The sequence below is a fragment of the Pseudomonas sp. AC255 genome (assembly GCF_979258175.1).
The window spans coordinates 4,077,627-4,094,781 of the sequence record NZ_OZ409841.1; the positions used below are offsets into that span (position 1 = coordinate 4,077,627).

The 17,155-nt window shown below is 61.2% G+C and carries 13 protein-coding genes and 2 pseudogenes; 2 read left to right on the forward strand and 13 right to left on the reverse strand.

Annotation, left to right across the window (positions count from 1 at the left end):
- The first annotated feature begins 205 nt into the window (after positions 1 to 205).
- Positions 206 to 610, forward strand: a complete 405-nt coding sequence (locus ACZZ0K_RS18605; protein WP_024011747.1) for a DUF4398 domain-containing protein — start codon at positions 206 to 208, stop codon at positions 608 to 610.
- A 55-nt stretch (positions 611 to 665) separates the two neighbouring features.
- On the forward strand, positions 666 to 1,454 hold the full coding sequence (locus ACZZ0K_RS18610; protein WP_024011746.1) for a lipotoxin F family OmpA-related protein LptF: 789 nt from the start codon (positions 666 to 668) through the stop codon (positions 1,452 to 1,454).
- A gap of 235 nt (positions 1,455 to 1,689) precedes the next feature.
- Here ACZZ0K_RS18610 and ACZZ0K_RS18615 read toward each other — a convergent pair whose 3' ends face one another.
- From ACZZ0K_RS18615 to ACZZ0K_RS18675, 13 genes and pseudogenes are all read right to left on the reverse strand, one after another.
- The gene (locus ACZZ0K_RS18615) at positions 1,690 to 2,019 is read right to left on the reverse strand and encodes a hypothetical protein (protein WP_258707654.1); all 330 of its coding nucleotides are present in this window, start codon (positions 2,017 to 2,019) and stop codon (positions 1,690 to 1,692) included.
- The gene (locus ACZZ0K_RS18620) at positions 2,016 to 2,921 is read right to left on the reverse strand and encodes an alpha/beta hydrolase (RefSeq protein ID WP_150743254.1); all 906 of its coding nucleotides are present in this window, start codon (positions 2,919 to 2,921) and stop codon (positions 2,016 to 2,018) included. The genes ACZZ0K_RS18615 and ACZZ0K_RS18620 overlap by 4 nt, the downstream gene beginning before the upstream one ends.
- A gap of 163 nt (positions 2,922 to 3,084) precedes the next feature.
- Positions 3,085 to 4,335 carry a flavohemoglobin expression-modulating QEGLA motif protein gene (locus ACZZ0K_RS18625; RefSeq protein WP_166554750.1) on the reverse strand — a complete coding sequence of 417 codons (1,251 nt, stop codon included), beginning with the start codon at positions 4,333 to 4,335 and terminating at the stop codon, positions 3,085 to 3,087.
- A 193-nt stretch (positions 4,336 to 4,528) separates the two neighbouring features.
- Complete coding sequence (locus tag ACZZ0K_RS18630) at positions 4,529 to 5,242, reverse strand: TetR/AcrR family transcriptional regulator (RefSeq protein ID WP_056783159.1); 714 nt, start codon at positions 5,240 to 5,242, stop codon at positions 4,529 to 4,531.
- 105 nt (positions 5,243 to 5,347) lie between these two features.
- A complete protein-coding gene (gene lysS, locus ACZZ0K_RS18635) occupies positions 5,348 to 6,850 on the reverse strand; it encodes a lysine--tRNA ligase (RefSeq protein ID WP_024011743.1) in 1,503 nt (500 codons plus the stop codon).
- Between the two features lie 79 nt (positions 6,851 to 6,929).
- Positions 6,930 to 8,025, reverse strand: a protein-coding gene (gene prfB / locus ACZZ0K_RS18640) for a peptide chain release factor 2 (RefSeq protein WP_099758102.1) whose coding sequence is annotated in 2 segments (ribosomal slippage) — positions 6,930 to 7,952 and positions 7,954 to 8,025 — 1,095 coding nt in all. Because the reading frame shifts where the segments join, the coding sequence is not laid out codon by codon here.
- Between the two features lie 307 nt (positions 8,026 to 8,332).
- Positions 8,333 to 9,334: a response regulator gene (locus tag ACZZ0K_RS18645; RefSeq protein WP_041478162.1), complete on the reverse strand. Its 1,002-nt coding sequence runs from the start codon at positions 9,332 to 9,334 to the stop codon at positions 8,333 to 8,335.
- A 48-nt stretch (positions 9,335 to 9,382) separates the two neighbouring features.
- A complete protein-coding gene (cheB, locus tag ACZZ0K_RS18650; protein ID WP_258707653.1) occupies positions 9,383 to 10,393 on the reverse strand; it encodes a chemotaxis response regulator protein-glutamate methylesterase in 1,011 nt (336 codons plus the stop codon).
- Between the two features lie 10 nt (positions 10,394 to 10,403).
- Positions 10,404 to 12,659 (reverse strand): annotated as a pseudogene (locus ACZZ0K_RS18655) (response regulator); the annotation flags it as partial.
- The gene (locus ACZZ0K_RS18660; RefSeq protein ID WP_252885429.1) at positions 12,656 to 13,339 is read right to left on the reverse strand and encodes a chemotaxis protein CheW; all 684 of its coding nucleotides are present in this window, start codon (positions 13,337 to 13,339) and stop codon (positions 12,656 to 12,658) included. The pseudogene ACZZ0K_RS18655 and the gene ACZZ0K_RS18660, both read right to left, overlap by 4 nt.
- A pseudogene (locus ACZZ0K_RS18665) lies at positions 13,336 to 14,609 on the reverse strand (CheR family methyltransferase). The gene ACZZ0K_RS18660 and the pseudogene ACZZ0K_RS18665 overlap by 4 nt, the downstream one beginning before the upstream one ends.
- Positions 14,606 to 15,142, reverse strand: a complete 537-nt coding sequence (locus ACZZ0K_RS18670; protein WP_258707650.1) for a chemotaxis protein CheW — start codon at positions 15,140 to 15,142, stop codon at positions 14,606 to 14,608. The pseudogene ACZZ0K_RS18665 and the gene ACZZ0K_RS18670 overlap by 4 nt, the downstream one beginning before the upstream one ends.
- Positions 15,142 to 16,764 (reverse strand): methyl-accepting chemotaxis protein, encoded by a 1,623-nt coding sequence (locus ACZZ0K_RS18675; protein ID WP_110645874.1) that lies wholly within the window; start codon positions 16,762 to 16,764, stop codon positions 15,142 to 15,144. The genes ACZZ0K_RS18670 and ACZZ0K_RS18675 overlap by 1 nt, the downstream gene beginning before the upstream one ends.
- Between the last annotated feature and the right edge of the window lie 391 nt (positions 16,765 to 17,155).

A 17,155-nucleotide genomic window follows, 5' to 3' on the forward strand; every position in this document is an offset into this window, starting at 1 on the left:
AAAGCCCCAAAGTTCCCGCCCCAGAGCCTTGTCCAAACGGTCAATTAAATTTTTGGCGATAGGCCATCTTTTCTGAACTTTTCAAAAATGCCGCCGGTCGGAACTGGTAACCACGCCTGGAACGAGCGTTTCAATTCGCGTCTACAAGCGATGCTTTCGCCTCCTCTGCCAGGATGGATTCAGTTGTATTTTCAGGAGATGCCTAATGGAGTTGAAGACCATGAAAACCCAAACCTCGTTTTCCCACCTGCGCGGTCTGAAACTGGCCGCTCTGGCCATCGGCACCAGCTTCGTACTGGCCGGTTGCGCCGGTAACCCACCGACCGAGCAGTACGCCGTGACCCAATCGGCCGTCAACAGCGCCGTCAGCGCTGGCGGTACCGAATTCGCTGCGGTGGAAATGAAGCAGGCTCAGGACAAACTGAAACAAGCTGAAATCGCCATGCACGACAAGAAGTATGACGAAGCCCGTCGCCTGTCCGAACAGGCTGAATGGGACGCTCGCGTCGCTGAACGCAAGGCTCAGGCCGCCAAGGCCGAACAGGCTGTGAAGGATTCCCAGAAAGGTGTTCAGGAACTGCGTCAGGAAAGCCAGCGCACTGTGCAGTAAGCGCGCATCCCGACCGCAAAGCTGAAACTCTTACCGATAGAAAGGACGAAAAATTATGCGTAAGCAACTGATGATTCCCGCTCTTCTGGCCGCAAGCGTTGCACTGGCTGCCTGCTCCACCCCGCCTAACCCGAACCTGGAACAGGCGCGCACCAACTACGCCGGCCTGCAGGCCAACCCACAGGCGAGCAAAGTCGCGGCACTGGAAACCAAAGACGCCAGCGATTACCTGGACAAGGCCGACAAGGCTTATCTGGACAAAGAAGATGCAGCCAAGGTTGACCAACTGGCTTACCTGACCAACCAGCGCGTGGAAGTGGCCAAGCAGACCATCGCTCTGCGCACCGCTGAAAACAACCTGAAAAACGCCGCTGCCCAACGCGCCCAGGCTCGTCTGGATGCCCGTGACCAGCAGATCAAACAGCTGCAGGACAGCCTCAACGCCAAGCAGACCGATCGCGGTACGCTGGTGACTTTCGGTGACGTGCTGTTCGCCACCAACAAGGCTGATCTGAAATCCAGCGGCTTGGTGAACATCAACAAACTGGCGCAATTCCTCCAGGAAAACCCGGATCGCAAAGTGATCGTCGAGGGTTACACCGACAGCACCGGCACCGCGAGCTACAACCAGTCGCTGTCCGAGCGTCGCGCGACTTCCGTGCAGATGGCCCTGATCAAGATGGGCGTCGACCCTTCGCGCATCGTCGCTCAGGGTTATGGCAAGGAATACCCGGTAGCGGATAACGGCAGCGTCTCGGGCCGTGCGATGAACCGTCGTGTGGAAGTGACCATCTCCAACGACAACCAGCCAGTAGCACCGCGTTCTTCGGTGAGCTCGAACTAAGCTCCACCCGGTAACGCAAAAGCCCCGCCTGAGTTGATCAGGCGGGGCTTTTTTGTGGGAGCAGACATCGTAGCCCCTCACCCCAGCCCTCTCCCAAGGGAGAGGGAGCCGATTTGTGTCGCTTTCAAAACTTGTGTTCGGCGCAATGGATCAGGTCGACTTAGCTTAAACAAACACCTCGGTCAGTCCCCTCTCCCTCTGGGAGAGGGTTAGGGTGAGGGCTGAACCTGCAGAATCACTCCTCCAGCTTCTGCGGGGTCTCTTCGCCCATACACCGCACGGCTTTTTTCTGCGCGTTGATCAACACCCCGGTCAGGCCTTTCTGTTCGGTATCGAACAGCACCAGCACGCCATCAATGCACTGCGCCACTTGCGGCGCAGGTGTCAGCGAGACTTTGTAGTCCTCGCCCGGCACGGTCTTGAGCATGGTGAATTCGTTTAGCAGCAACGCATCCTCCGGCTTGGCAAAGTGCAGGTAGCCGTAGTACCACAGCGCCCCGACGGTGCCGAGGATGCTGCAGATACCGGTGATGATCAGCGGGATGGCATTACGTTCTTCAGTCATTGCGGGGTCTCATCTTCGGAATTCGGGGGCGGCGGATAGTTGGGGATTTCGCCGAGGCGGCGCAGGCCGTCGAAGTGTTCGGGATCATCAAGGTAGCGCAGCATGACCTGACGCCACACCGGGTCGCCGAAGGTTTGCACATGACCGCCACGGGTCAGCTGCAACACCCGCGGCGGCGGCGCCGCTTGATACAGGCGAATGCCGTTGGCCATCGGCACCAGCGGATCGTCGATGCTGTGGAAGATCAGCTTGGGCACGCCGGTCAGCTGCGCCATCGAGTTGATCGCGCTGTCGCCATCCGGCACCAGCCACGACAGCGGCACCTGCAACGGCCAGGTCAGCCACGAAGTGCTGAGGGCGAATTGGCCGACACTGCGATAACTGGCCGGCACGCCATCCAGCACCAGGGCCTTGAGTTGTTTTTGCCGTTCCGGGTGCTGCGCCAGCCAATGCACCGACATCGCGCCGCCGAGGCTCTGCCCGAGCAGCACCAGCGGCTTGCCTTTGACTTCGGGCGCGTTGTCGAGCCAGGCGAACGCGGCGTCGATGTCCTGATAGATCGCCGGCAGGCTCGGCTTGCCCTCGGACAAACCGTAACCGCGATAGTCGACCAGCAGTACCTGATAGCCATTCTTCGGCAACCACCAGCTGCCGCCCAGATGCATCGGCAGATTGCCGCCGTTGCCGTGCAGATGCAGGACCGTGCCTTTGACCTCGACGCCAGGTTTGGCCGGCAGCCACCAGGCGTTGAGCTTCAAGCCATCAGCGGTGAGCAGGGTGATGGTGCGGTATTCGAGTTTGGCTTTGTCCGGGGTGAAGATCTGGCCCGGTTCAGGGTAGAACAGCAGCGAACTGCAACCGCCGAGGGTCAAGAGCAGGCAAAGAATGCCGAGGATTCTCATCCGGTGAAACCTCGCAAGAAATGGGCGAACAATCGATTCAGAGAAAACCAATAACCCTGTGGGAGCTGGCTTGCCAGCGATGGCGGTGGGTCAGCTAACATCAATATTGACTGACAGAATGCAATCGCTGGCAAGCCAGCTCCCACAGGGGATTGTGTTTGGGTTAGAGGATATTGGAGTAATCCGCCTCAATCCGGTCCAGGCTCAAATGGTTGAGGAAGTTGGAGAAACACATCCACGCCGACAACGCATTCAAGTCACGGAACTGGTCAGGTAGATATTTCGGCGGCACCACCAGCCCTTCATCCACCAGTTGCCGCAAGGTTCGCATGTCTTCCAGTGTGGTCTTGCCACAGAACAACAGCGGAATCTGCTCGAGCTTGCCCTTGCGCACGGCCAACTGAATGTAGTTGTAAACCATGATGAAGCCCTTGAGGTAGGACAAGTCTTTGGTGAATGGCAGACCGGTGGGCGTCGAGCCACGGAACACCCGGCTGGCATTGCCGTAGCTTTCGGCCATCTCGAAACCCTGCTCGCGGAAGAATTCGTAAATCTGCAAAAAGTCGGCGCCCTCCTCGACCATATGAATCGCACGGGTGCGGTTGGTCAGTTTGCGCAGGCGACTCGGGTAAGAAGCGAAGGTGATGATTTCCATCAGGATCGCCAGGCCTTCCTGGGTCACCGTCGACGAGGGCGGGCCTTTGGACAGGAAAGTGCAGATCGGCTGGTTCAAGCCATTGAGCGTAGTGCCGACGTGCACCAGACCTTCGTGGACTTCCAGTGCGCGCACGTCGCGGTCGTTGAACAGCGCATCCGTGCGGATCTTGATGTAGTCGGCGCCCGCCGCGGCGTCGGCGACGATGCCGTCGGACTCAAACACGCGAATGGTTTCTTCGGCCTCACCGAATACCTTGTTCAGTCGGGTTTGCAGCAGGTGCACCGCGTCTTTGGCGGTGAGGATTTTCGGCTCGTCCTTCAGATCGCCGCGCCCGTCGATGTTATTCAGGTAGTCGGACATCATCAGGCCGAGGTCGGCCAATGTCGGGTCACCGGCGTGGAAGGCATCGGACGCCGCGCCGTACAGTTCTTGCGAGATCAGTCCGAAGTCCTCGGTGCCGCGCGCTTCGAGCATGCGCACCACCATGCGGTATTCCTTGCACATGCGCCGCATGATCTGCCCGACCGGGTTGAACTGGCCGAGCTGGCGGGTGATGTCGCGCTCGATGTTCTGGAATTCCAGTTTGACCTGGCTCGAATCGAACGACAGCGGGCGGTTGAGGTAGTAGTCGCGATCCACCGCCGGCATTTCCTTGCCTTTGGCCTTGAGGAAGCCCTTGCGCACGTTGTCGTCCCACTTGACCGCATCGAGCACGCGGATCGGCGTCTGCGCCAGCACAATGCGATCGGACAACATGCGTATCGTCTGCTGGTAATCGTCCACCCGAAACTCCTGTAGAAAACGTGACGCTTTGAATGACTGGGCGCGGGCTCCCTGTAGGAGCTGCCGAAGGCTGCGATCTTTTGACCTTGGTCTTCTAAAAGCAGATCAAAGATCGCAGCCTTCGGCAGCTCCTACAGGGGATCGGCGTCAGACGGACGACATTGTGTTACACCGACGCCAATACAAGGTGCATATACCGCGTCAGAATCCCGAGCATGTCCTCTTCGGCCAATGGCTCGGCGTCGTTGAGCAGGCCCTGATATTCCATCCGGCCGATAATCGCCGTCAACACCTTGGCATCCTGCTGTGGTTCGCGCGAGCCCAGTACCTGGAACAACTGGCAGGTGCCCTGCAACAGAATCTGCTGGTGGGAGCGCACCAGAATGGCCAGACGCGGGTTGAGCAGCGCTTCCTGGCGGAACGCCTGCTCGGCCATCAGATGTTCGCGACGGTTGATCAGTTGCCGATGCACGTAATCGGCCATCAACCGCGCTATGTCATCGGCCAATTGCGAGCGCGACTCCGGGCTGCCGTCGGCGCTGACCACCATTTCGCGCAGCAGCCCTTCATTATTGATCCACAACTTGGCCATGTACGCCGCGCTGCGTTCAACGTATTGGGCGAAGGTATCGGTGAGCAGGTCATCGATGTCCTTGAAGTAATACGTGGTCGCCGACAGCGGCACGCCGGCCTCCGCCGCGACCGCACGATGGCGCACGGCACGCACGCCGTCGCGCACGACAATGCGCATCGCGGCGTCGAGAATGTCCTGGCGACGCTGCTCACTGCCCTGTCGGCTGGCCTTGCGGCCCTGGTACTGAACACTTTCAGCGACCGCAGTGGCGATACCCGCTGCACCTTCTTGAGCTATTGCACCCATCACGACAGCACTTCCTCTGCTATTTGCAAATTAACCAATTGATACATTTGTACCAGACAGGCAATAAAAAGCCGCCTGTTTTAGGCGGCTTTTCAACTGAAACGTTTACGCTTGCGGTCGCATGTGCGGGAACAGGATCACATCGCGGATCGACGGCGAGTTGGTCAGCAACATCACCAGGCGATCGATGCCGATACCTTCACCGGCGGTTGGCGGCATGCCGTACTCCAGCGCACGGACAAAGTCGGCGTCGTAGTGCATGGCTTCGTCGTCGCCGGCGTCCTTGTCGGCCACCTGCGCCATGAAGCGCTCGGCCTGGTCTTCCGCGTCGTTCAACTCGGAGTAGGCGTTGGCGATTTCACGACCACCGATGAACAGCTCGAAGCGGTCGGTGACGTTCGGGTTTTCGTCGTTGCGACGGGCCAGCGGCGACACTTCGAACGGGTACTGAGTGATGAAGTGCGGCTGCTCCAGCTTGTGCTCGACCAGTTCTTCGAAAATCATCACCTGCAGTTTGCCCAGACCTTCGAAGCCCAACACCTTGGCGCCGGCCTTCTTGGCGATGGCGCGAGCCTTGTCGATGTCGTTCAGATCATCGGCGGTCAGCTCAGGGTTGTACTTGAGGATCGAGTCGAACACCGACAGACGCACGAACGGCTCGCCGAAGTGGAACACCTTGTCGCCGTACGGCACGTCGGTGCTGCCCAGCACCAGCTGCGCCAGCTCGCGGAACAGTTCCTCGGTGAGATCCATGTTGTCTTCGTAATCGGCGTACGCCTGATAGAACTCCAACATGGTGAATTCAGGGTTGTGACGGGTCGAAACGCCTTCGTTACGGAAGTTGCGGTTGATCTCGAAGACTTTCTCGAAACCACCGACCACCAGACGCTTCAGATACAGCTCAGGGGCGATACGCAGGAACATTTCCATGTCCAGCGCATTGTGGTGGGTTTCGAACGGCTTGGCCGCAGCGCCGCCGGGGATGGTCTGCAGCATCGGCGTTTCGACTTCGAGGAAGTCGCGCTTCATCAGGAAGCTGCGGATGTGCGCGATCACTTGCGAACGCACGCGGAAGGTCTGGCGCACGTCTTCGTTGACGATCAGGTCGACGTAGCGCTGGCGGTAGCGCTGTTCGGTGTCGGTCAGGCCGTGGTGCTTGTCCGGCAGCGGGCGCAGCGACTTGGTCAGCAGGCGCACGTTGGTCATTTCCACGTACAGGTCGCCCTTGCCGGAACGCGCCAGGGTACCTTCGGCGGCAATGATGTCGCCCATGTCCCAGGTTTTTACCGCGGCCAGGGTTTCTTCGGACAGCGTCTTGCGGTTGACGTAGACCTGGATGCGCCCGGTCATGTCCTGGATCACCATGAACGAGCCACGGTTGAGCATGATGCGACCGGCAACCTTGACCGGGATTGCAGCCTCTGCCAGCTCTTCCTTGGTCTTGTCCGCGTACTGTTTCTGCAAGGCATCGCAGTAGTTGTCGCGGCGGAAGTCGTTCGGGAAGGCATTGCCCTTGGCGCGCTCGGCAGCAAGCTTTTCCTTGCGCAGGGCGATCAGGGAGTTTTCTTCCTGTTGCAGGGCTTGCGGGTCGAGTTGTAGGTCGCTCATGTCTTTAAGTATTCCATCAGGTTCGTTGCCCCCAGCCTTCGGCTGGGGATCGCGGGCGAGCCCGCTCCCACAGAGGGTGTTACAGGCCGGATTTCAGGCTCGCTTCCAGGTACTCATCGATGTCGCCATCGAGCACCTTGTCGCAATCGCTGCGTTCGATGTTGGTACGCAGATCCTTGATCCGCGAGGCATCGAGCACGTAAGAGCGGATCTGGTGACCCCAGCCGATATCCGACTTGGTGTCTTCCAGCGCCTGCGAGGCCGCATTGCGCTTCTGCATTTCCTGCTCGTACAACTTGGCCCGCAGCATTTTCATCGCGGTGTCCTTGTTGGCGTGCTGGGAACGCTCGTTCTGGCAGCTGACCACGGTGTTGGTCGGTACGTGGGTGATACGTACGGCCGAGTCGGTGGTGTTTACGTGCTGACCACCGGCACCAGAGGAACGATAGGTGTCGATCCGCAGGTCTGCCGGGTTGATTTCGATTTCCACCTTGTCATCGATCTCTGGCGAGACGAAAACCGCGGAGAACGAGGTGTGGCGACGGTTGCCGGAGTCGAACGGGCTCTTGCGCACCAGACGGTGCACGCCGATCTCGGTACGCAGCCAGCCAAAGGCGTATTCGCCCTTGATGTGCACGGTCGCGCCCTTGATCCCGGCGACTTCACCGGCGGACAGTTCCATGATGGTTGCGTCGAAACCGCGTTTGTCAGCCCAGCGCAGGTACATGCGCAGCAGGATGTTGGCCCAGTCCTGCGCTTCGGTACCGCCGGAACCGGCCTGGATGTCCAGGTAGGCGTTGTTCGGGTCCATTTCATGGCTGAACATGCGGCGGAATTCCAGCTTGGCCAGATTTTCCTCGAGACGGGCCAGCTCGGCGACGACATCGCCCACTGCGCCTTCGTCGTTCTCTTCGACGGCCATGTCCAGCAGGTCGCGGCAATCGGCCAGACCGCCGTTCAGTTCGTCGAGCGTGTCGACGATCTGCGCCAGCGCGGCACGCTCGCGGCCCAGCTCCTGGGCGTATTCAGGTTTGTTCCAGACACTCGGATCTTCAAGCTCGCGATTGACCTCGGTCAGACGCTCATGCTTTTGATCGTAGTCAAAGATACCCCCGAATAGTTTCGGAGCGCTCGGACAGGTCCTTGATGGTGTTCAGGATCGGGTTGATTTCCATGACGGGCAGCACTCGTTGGCGAACTTTTGAAAGCCGGCGAGTATAACGTAAACAGCCTGTCGCGGCAGCCCGTCTGGCGGTGAATGGGCAGAGATTGCTGCCCTCACCCTAGCCCTCTCCCGGAGGGAGATGGCACCGATCGGGGGATATTTGAAACATACGCAGAATAGAATGGCTTCACCGAATCCGTGATCGCCAAGCCTGAAGATCCATAATCGCTGCGATCTCTCAGGTCGATGTCTGGCCCGAGACACCTCGGTCGGCCCCCTCTCCCTCCGGGAGAGGGCTGGGGTGAGGGCAACGGCCGTTACTCGATCCCGACCTGATTGCGCCCATTGTTCTTGGCCAGATACAAGCCGCGATCCGCCGCCGAAATCAGCAGCCGGCAATCACTGCCCGCCTGCGGCACCATGGTCGCCAGACCAATGCTGATGGTCAGACTGGAGCCCTCGGCCGGCGTGTTATGCGGAATTTTCAGCGCCGCCACGGTCTGGCGCAGTTTCTCGGCCAACAGCCGCGCGCCGCCCGGCGAAGTGTTCGGCAGCACCAGCACAAACTCCTCGCCGCCGTAACGCGCCGGCAGGTCCGACGGTCGCGCACTGGCCTCGCGGATCGCCGTGGCGACCTTGCGCAAGGCTTCGTCGCCTTCAACGTGGCCAAAACTGTCGTTGTACGACTTGAAGTAATCGACGTCGATCATCAGCAATGACAGCTGCGTCTGATCACGCAGCGAACGGCGCCACTCCAGTTCCAGGTACTCGTCGAAGTGCCGTCGGTTGGACAGCCCGGTCAGGCCATCGGAGTTCATCAGCCTTTGCAGCACCAGATTGGTGTCGAGCAATTGCTGCTGGCTGACCCGCAACGCTCGGTACGCGGCGTCGCGCTGCAGCAATGTCATGTAGGACCGCGAGTGGTAGCGAATGCGCGCGACCAGTTCGATGGTGTCCGGCAGTTTCACCAGATAGTCGTTGGCGCCAGCGGAGAACGCCGCGCTTTTGATCAGCGGGTCTTCCTTGGTCGAGAGAACGATGATCGGGATGTCCTTGGTCGCCGGATGATTGCGGTATTCGCGCACCAGGCTCAGGCCATCGAGGCCGGGCATCACCAGGTCCTGGAGAATCACCGTCGGTTTGATCCGCACCGCCTGGGCGATGGCCTGCTGCGGGTCGGAGCAGAAGTGGAAGTCGATGTTTTCCTGATTCGACAGCCCACGGCGCACCGCTTCGCCGATCATCGCCTGATCATCCACCAACAACACCATGGCGGCGTTCTCGTCGGTTTTAATGTCGTCGATCTGTAAATCATTCATGAGCGGTCACCTGAATACTGCGGGGGCCTGGATTGCCGATCAACCTGTTCATTTGGGGAAAATCTCCAGCAATCGTGGCGCTATCTTTTCCAGCGGGCGGATTTCCACCGCGGCATCGATCGCCGCGGCAGCCTTGGGCATGCCATACACCGCACTGCTGTGCTGATCCTGCGCAATGGTCAAATAACCCTGCTGGCGCATGAGCTTAAGCCCTTGCGCGCCATCGCGCCCCATCCCGGTCAATAAAACCCCGACGGCGTCACCGTTCCAGTAACTGGCGACGCTCTCGAAAAACACGTCAATCGAGGGGCGATAGATCTCGTTGACCGGTTCGGCGGTGTAGGCCAGCGTGCCGTTTTTCAACAGGCGAATATGGTGATTGGTCCCGGCCAGCAGCACCGCACCACTTTGCGGCGGCTCGCCTTCACGGGCCAGACGCACATCGAGGCCGCTGGCGCTGGCCAGCCATTCGGCCATGCCGGCGGCGAACACCTGATCGACATGCTGCACCAGCACGATCGCGACGGAAAAATCCTTCGGCAGGCCTTTGAGCAGCACTTCCAGCGCCGCCGGCCCACCGGCAGACGAACCGATCGCCACCAGCCGCTGACGTGACGGCGAACTGCGCGGTGAACTCGGCGCCGGGCGCGAGCGCGGCGCCTTGTCGCCGATCAGCCAGCCGATGTTGAGGATCTTGCGCAACAACGGCGCCGCCGCTTCCTGGGCATTGCCGGCGCCGATCGCCGGCGTGTCGACCACGTCCAGCGCGCCGTGGCCCATGGCCTCGAACACGCGGTGCACGTTCTGCTGGCGGTCGACGGTGACGATGACGATCGCGCATGGGGTCTCGGCCATGATCCGCCGCGTGGCTTCGACGCCGTCCATGATCGGCATGATCAGGTCCATCAGAATCAGGTCTGGCGTGCACTCGGCGCAGCGTTGCACCGCCTCGGCGCCGTTGCTGGCGACCCAGATCACCTGATGCGCCGGCTCGAACGCCAGCGCTCGGCGCAGGGCCTCCACCGCCAGGGGCATGTCGTTGACGATTGCGATCCTCATGCCCGCGCTCCCCGATGAGCTCGACCACTGCATCGAGCAGGGCGTCGTCATGAAAACTGGCTTTGGCCAGATAATAGTCGGCGCCGGCGTCCAGTCCACGGCGGCGGTCTTCTTCGCGATCCTTGTACGACACGACCATCACCGGCAACGATTGCAAACGGTTGTCGCGGCGCAGCAGCGTGACCAGCTCGATGCCGTCCATGCGCGGCATGTCGATGTCGGTGATCAGCAGATCGAAGTTCTCCGAACGCAGCGCATTCCAGCCATCCATGCCGTCCACCGCCACCGCGACGTCATAGCCGCGATTGAGCAGCAGTTTGCGTTGCAGCTCGCGCACGGTCAGCGAATCGTCGACCACCAGCACCCGTTTGCGCGCCGCTTCGGCAGCTTGATTGCCGTGGCGGGCAATGCGCTCCAGGCGCCCGGTATTGAGCAGTTTGTCCACCGAACGCAGCATGTCTTCGACATCGACGATCAGCACCACCGAACCATCATCGAGCAAGGCCCCGGCGGAAATATCCTGAACCTTGCCCAGACGCTCGTCCAGCGGCAACACCACCAGCGTACGCTCACCCACGAAGCGCTCGACCGCCACCCCATAAATCGCCTCGCGCTCGCGGATCACCACGACTTTCAGGGTAGCGCCATCGTTCTGACTGGCCGGGCGATTGAGCAACTGGCTGGCCGCAACCAGCCCGACATGCTGGCCTTCGTGCCAGAAATGCTGGCGTCCTTCCACCTGCACGATGTCTTCGGGGGCCAGATCGCACATGCGTTCGATGTGCGCCAAGGGGAATGCGTAAGCCTCTTCGCCGACTTCCACCACGAGGCTGCGTACCACCGAAAGCGTCAACGGCACCTCCAGATGGAAACGGCTGCCCTCGCCCGCCGTCTGCTCCAGCACCACGGCCCCACGCAATTGGCGGACCATATGCTGAACAGCGTCCAGGCCGACGCCACGCCCGGACACTTCGGTAACCTTGTCGCGCAGACTGAATCCCGGCAGAAACAGGAAGGTCAGCAGTTCTTCTTCGCTCAATTGCGCTGCGGTTTCGGCTGGGGATAACTGCCGTTCGACGATGCTGCGGCGGACTTTCTCCAGATCGACGCCACCGCCGTCATCGCTGAGTTCCAACACCAGCAAACCGGCTTGGTGGGAGGCGCGCAGGCGAATCAGGCCCTCTTCCGGCTTGCCCTTGAGCAGGCGTTGTTCCGGGGATTCGATGCCGTGATCGACAGCGTTGCGCAGCAAGTGAGTCAGCGGCGCTTCGAGCTTTTCCAGCACATCGCGATCGACCTGGGTTTTCTCGCCTTCGATCTCCAGGCGCACTTGTTTGCCAAGGCTGCGCCCGAGATCGCGAACCATGCGCGCCTGCCCGCTGAGCACGTCGGCAAACGGGCGCATGCGACAGGCCAGCGCGGTGTCGTAGAGCACTTGTGCACGTTGGCTGGCCTGCCAGGCGAACTCGTCGAGTTCGGCGTTTTTCTCGCTGAGCAATTGCTGCGACTCGGCGAGCAAACGTCGCGCATCTTCCAGCGACTCGAGCGCTTCCAGGCTCAGTGCATGCTCCTTCAGGTGCACATTGAGATTTTCCAGCGCGCGCAGGCCGTTGTTCTGCATGCGCTTGAGGCGCTGCATGGTGGCCAGATGCGGTTTCAGCCGCTGGGTTTCCACCAGCGATTTGCTCGATAGATCGAGCAGGCTGTTCAGGCGTTCGGCAGTGACGCGCAAAACGCGCTCGCCGCCTTCGGTGGTGCGTTTGTTTTTGCGCGGGGTCGGTTCGGCGGGCTCGTCGACAATCGGCGCCGACACTATCGGCACTGGCTCGATCTGCAACTCGGCCATCGGTGGTGTGGCAACCACAACGGCTGGCGCCGAAGGATCGAGCAGACGCCCCATCAACGCGACGTAGGCTTCAATGTCCGCAGGTTGCGGCGCATTGGCCGGCGTGGCGATGCGCATCAGCAGGTCGGTGCCCTGCAACAATGCGTCGATGTGCTCGGGACGCAGCAACAAACGGCCTTCCTGGGCGCTGACCAGGCAATCTTCCATGACGTGGGCGACGCTGACGCCGCTGTCGATACCAACAATCCGCGCCGCACCTTTTAGGGAGTGCGCCGCGCGCATGCACGACTCCAGCTGATCGGCCTGGGTCGGATTGCGCTCCAGCGCCAACAGCCCGGCGCTGAGCACTTGGGTCTGGGCTTCGGCTTCGAGACTGAACAGCTCGAGCAGAGAGGCGTCGCGCATTTGCTCGGGGGTCATGTCAGGCTCCGGGTCACGGCGGACAACAGCTGTTCTTCATCCAGCCAGCGCAGGCTGCGACCGCGATATTGCAGAACGCCACGGGTGTACCTGGCACTGTTCTGCGCACCGGACTGCGACGCGGCGTCGAGGATGCGCTCGTCGATGGCATGGATGCCGTCCACCTCATCCACCGGCACCACCACCGGCCCGCCGTGCGCGGCGATGATCAGCATGCGCGGCATGATTCGTCCGCCGCTGACCGGCGCAACGCTGGCGCCGAGGTCGAGCAGTTCCACCAGCGACAGGCACGCGACCAGTGCGCCACGGACATTGGCCACACCGAGCAAGGCCCGCGAGCGCTGGTGCGGCAGCGAATGTATCGCCTGCAACGGCGCAACTTCGACAAGCGTGCGCGTGGCCAGTCCGAGCCATTCCTCGCCGAGGCGGAACATCAGCAGCGAGCGGGTCTTGACGTCGGTTTCGACCTTGCTGACCACCGCTTCGCGCTGGTCCTGCTGCAACGAATAACGGTCGAGCAGGCGCGTGGCGGCGGCGGAATACACCGAACAGTTGCGGCAGTGAATATGCTCTTCCAGCAACGGGCAGGACTTGTCGCCATGAATGCCGATGCGGTTCCAGCAATCGTCGATGGCGCGGGCGTCTTCGTGGGTAACGTTCAAAGTGTCGGGCGCGCTCATCGTTTACGCTCACTGTCGGCGGTGCGCCCGCTGCGGGCGGCGCGCTCCTGCAATCGTCGGGCACCCGCCGTATCGCCCTGAGCCTGAAGCAATACGGCCAGGTGCATCAGCGCTTCGGGGTGTTGCGGTTCGAGGTACAAGGCCTTGCGGTAATACCCCTGGGCTTCGAGGCTCAGGCCGGCGACATCGCTGAGCAGGCCCAGCCAATAGAACACCTGCGCCACGGGTTCATGGCTGCGCAGATAGTGTTCGCACGCGGCGCGGGCCTCGGCGCTTTTGCCTTCGTTGGCCAGTGCAGCAATCTGCGCCAGCAGTGTTGCGGCGTCCGGGTCGGCAGTTTTTTCGTCACCGGCAAAGCCGTCACGGCAGCGAACGGCCGATTGCGCACTGGCGCTGGCGGCGGCGCGCTGCGCAGTGGTTGGCTGACCGGCACGGCGACCGGTTTGGGCGTCGGCAGCGGTTCGGGGTGCGGCTCGCTATGGCGGCTGAAAGCGAACGACTGCGGGATGCCGATCGAGCGCATGCCCAAACGCCCCAGCAGACTGCCCTCCGCCGGGCCGATAAACAGCACGCCGTCGACGTGGGTCAGGCGCTTGAGCACTTCGAACACCTGCTTTTGCGTCGGCTGGTCGAAGTAGATCAGCAGGTTGCGGCAGAACACGAAATCGAAGGCCGGCTCGGTCGCCAACAGCGTCGGATCGAGGACATTGCCGACCTGCCAGCGCACTTGTTCGCGAACGTATTCGTTGACCCGGTGGCCGTCCTGCTCAGGCATGAAATGCCGATCGCGAAACTGCAGATCCTGCCCGCGAAACGAGTTCTTGCCGTAAACAGCGCGGCGCGCCTTGTCCACCGACAACGGGCTGATGTCCATGCCGTCGACCTTGAATTGATGCGGCTGCAATCCGGCATCAAGCAAGGCCATGGCAATCGAGTAGGGTTCTTCGCCGGTCGAGCACGGCAGGCTCAGAATTCGCAGCGCGCGCATATTATTGAGTTCTTTAAGCCGACCTCGCGCCAGTTTGCCCAGCGTCGCGAAAGATTCCGGATAACGGAAAAACCACGTTTCCGGAACGATCACCGCTTCGATCAGCGCCTGCTGCTCGTCCCGCGAGCCTTGCAACAGCTGCCAGTATTCGTCGGCGTGGGCAGCCTGGGACAGCGTCGTGCGCTGGCGTACGGCACGCTCGATGATCGCCGCGCCCACCGACGCGACATCAAGGCCGATGCGTTCCTTGAGGAAATCGAAAAAGCGCTGCTCACTGCTCATGGCTGCGCCTCAAGCTGCGCCGGATCACGCGGCGGATCGGGGAACAGCAAGCTGCGCACGGCGCCATCGAGCAAGTCATTGACCCGCACCCATTGCAGCAATCCCTGCGCATCTTCGCGCACCGGTCCGAGGTACGGCGCCTCGCGGTTGTCGAGACCGTAGGGCTGGAAATCTTGCGGATGACAGCGCAGCGTGTCGGTGGCCTGCTCGAGAATCAGCCCGAGCCATTGCGCTGCTTGCGCTTGATCCGGCTGATAATTGACCAGCACCAGCCGCGTGCTGGTCCGCGCCTCGGCGGGTCGGCCGAAAGTCAGCGCGCTGAGATCGATCACCGGCACCACCGCCCCGCGATAGGCGAACACCCCGGCCACCCAGTGCGGCGCCTGGGCAATCGGCTTCAACGGCAGGCGCGGCAGCACTTCGGCCACTTCGGTGGCGCGCAAGGCATAGCGCTCGCTGCCGATGCGAAACAGCAGAAACAGCGCCTGCTTCGCAACCGGCGCAGCGCCACGTTTGGCGATGATCTCGCTCATCAGACTTTGAATCGCGAAACGCCGCTGCGCAGGCCGACGGCCACCTGGCTCAGTTCGTCGATGGCGAAACTGGCCTGACGCAGCGATTCGACGGTCTGGCTGCTGGCATCGCCCAACTGCACCAGCGCATGGTTGATCTGCTCGGCGCCAGTGGCCTGGGCCTGCATGCCTTCGTTGACCATCAGCACGCGCGGCGCCAGCGCCTGCACCTGATGGATGATCTGCGACAGCTGCTCGCCGACCTGCTGCACTTCTGACATGCCGCGGCGCACTTCTTCGGAAAACTTGTCCATGCCCATCACCCCGGCCGACACCGCCGACTGGATCTCGCGAACCATCTGTTCGATGTCGTAGGTGGCAACGGCGGTCTGATCGGCCAGGCGCCGGACTTCGGTGGCGACTACGGCAAAACCGCGGCCGTACTCGCCGGCCTTCTCGGCTTCGATCGCTGCGTTGAGCGACAGCAGGTTGGTCTGGTCAGCCACTTTGACGATGGTCACCACCACCTGATTGATGTTGCCGGCCTTCTCGTTGAGTATCGCCAGTTTGGCGTTGACCAGATCCGCCGCGCCCATGACCGAGTGCATGGTGTCTTCCATGCGCGCCAGGCCTTGCTGGCCGGAGCCGGCGAGCACCGAGGCCTGATCGGCAGCGGTGGACACTTCGGTCATGGTGCGCACCAGATCCCGCGAAGTCGCGGCGATCTCACGGGAGGTTGCGCCGATTTCGGTGGTGGTCGCTGCGGTTTCGGTGGCGGTGGCCTGTTGTTGCTTGGAAGTGGCGGCGATCTCGGTCACCGAGGTGGTCACCTGCACCGAGGAGCGCTGGGCCTGGGACACCAGCGACGTCAGCTCGGTCATCATGTCGTTGAAGCCGGTTTCGACCGCACCGAATTCGTCCTTGCGATCGAGGTTCAGGCGCGAGCTCAGATCACCGGTGCGCATGATGTCGAGGATGGTCACGATGCGGTTCATCGGCGCCATGATCGCGCGCATCAACAGCAGACCGCAGAGGCCGGCGGCCAGCACCGCAACCAGCAGGGAAATGACCATGCTGACTTTGGCCGTTGCCACCGCGTCGTCGATATTGGCCATGGCGGTATCAGCGACGACTTTGTTCTCGCCAATGATGTCGTTGAGTTTCATCCGCCCGGTGTACCACGCCGGGGTCAGTTTCTCGTTGAACAGCTTGATGGCATCGGCTTCCAGATTGCGCTTGTGCAGGTCCAGCACGGCGTCCTGAATCTGGATGTAGGTGTCGTGGTACTTCTCGAACAAGGCGAATTCGGAGCGGTCTTCATCGGTGGCCATGGTCTTGCGATAGTTGGCCATCTGCTCTTGCAGACGCGCCTCGAACGCCTTGTAGTCCGCTGCGTCTTCGCTGGAAACGCCCTGGCCTTCCTTGAGGCCGAGCAGCTCCTGGGTCTGCAAATAACTGTCGACCCATGCACCACGAATCATCGAGCTGTAATAGACGCCGGGAATGGCATCGTCGCGCACGCTGTTTTCACTGGCCTCGATTTTCAACAACCGCGAGTAGGACAGCACCACCATCAACAGCATGATGGCGATAATCACCGCAAAGCTCGCCAAAATGCGTTGGCGCAACGTCCAGTTCTTCACAGTGAATCCTCGTGCCTGATCGAAATGCGGGGAGTATAGCCGAGGGCGGTGTTTCATTTATAAGACGCTTTCGCTGGCAGTACTGTCCTTGTGGGAGCGAGCCTGCTCGCGAAGGCAACACCGCGATCCCGGCAAATCCCCAACTGCGCAAGAAGTTGCGCAGTAGGTCGTAATATTCCAGGGCCTAAATCCTCTGCAGCTCAAGCGGCGCAAGCCCTGCAGCCAAGTGCGCAAGAAGTTGCGCAGTACTGCGCAACTTCTTGCGCACTTTCTCCCGACTTTCCCGCTGAAAATCGCCCCGAATGATCACCGACTACCGTGGCGCCCCCGCCATCCGGGCACCGCGCAAAACCTGGCACGCTCCTTGATAACTCTCAGCCACCCACCGGGC

What these genes read in the sequence shown, in the direction of transcription:
- ACZZ0K_RS18625 (WP_166554750.1), bottom strand. Translation starts at nt 4,335, where the DNA reads ATGTTGTCCGATCGCATTGTGCTGGCGCAGACGCCGATCCGCGTGCTC.
- ACZZ0K_RS18645 (WP_041478162.1), bottom strand. Translation starts at nt 9,334, where the DNA reads ATGAATGATTTACAGATCGACGACATTAAAACCGACGAGAACGCCGCC.
- ACZZ0K_RS18605 (WP_024011747.1), top strand. Translation starts at nt 206, where the DNA reads ATGGAGTTGAAGACCATGAAAACCCAAACCTCGTTTTCCCACCTGCGC.
- cheB (WP_258707653.1), bottom strand. Translation starts at nt 10,393, where the DNA reads ATGAGGATCGCAATCGTCAACGACATGCCCCTGGCGGTGGAGGCCCTG.
- ACZZ0K_RS18660 (WP_252885429.1), bottom strand. Translation starts at nt 13,339, where the DNA reads ATGAGCGCGCCCGACACTTTGAACGTTACCCACGAAGACGCCCGCGCC.
- ACZZ0K_RS18630 (WP_056783159.1), bottom strand. Translation starts at nt 5,242, where the DNA reads ATGGGTGCAATAGCTCAAGAAGGTGCAGCGGGTATCGCCACTGCGGTC.
- ACZZ0K_RS18620 (WP_150743254.1), bottom strand. Translation starts at nt 2,921, where the DNA reads ATGAGAATCCTCGGCATTCTTTGCCTGCTCTTGACCCTCGGCGGTTGC.
- ACZZ0K_RS18670 (WP_258707650.1), bottom strand. Translation starts at nt 15,142, where the DNA reads ATGAGCGAGATCATCGCCAAACGTGGCGCTGCGCCGGTTGCGAAGCAG.
- ACZZ0K_RS18615 (WP_258707654.1), bottom strand. Translation starts at nt 2,019, where the DNA reads ATGACTGAAGAACGTAATGCCATCCCGCTGATCATCACCGGTATCTGC.
- ACZZ0K_RS18610 (WP_024011746.1), top strand. Translation starts at nt 666, where the DNA reads ATGCGTAAGCAACTGATGATTCCCGCTCTTCTGGCCGCAAGCGTTGCA.
- lysS (WP_024011743.1), bottom strand. Translation starts at nt 6,850, where the DNA reads ATGAGCGACCTACAACTCGACCCGCAAGCCCTGCAACAGGAAGAAAAC.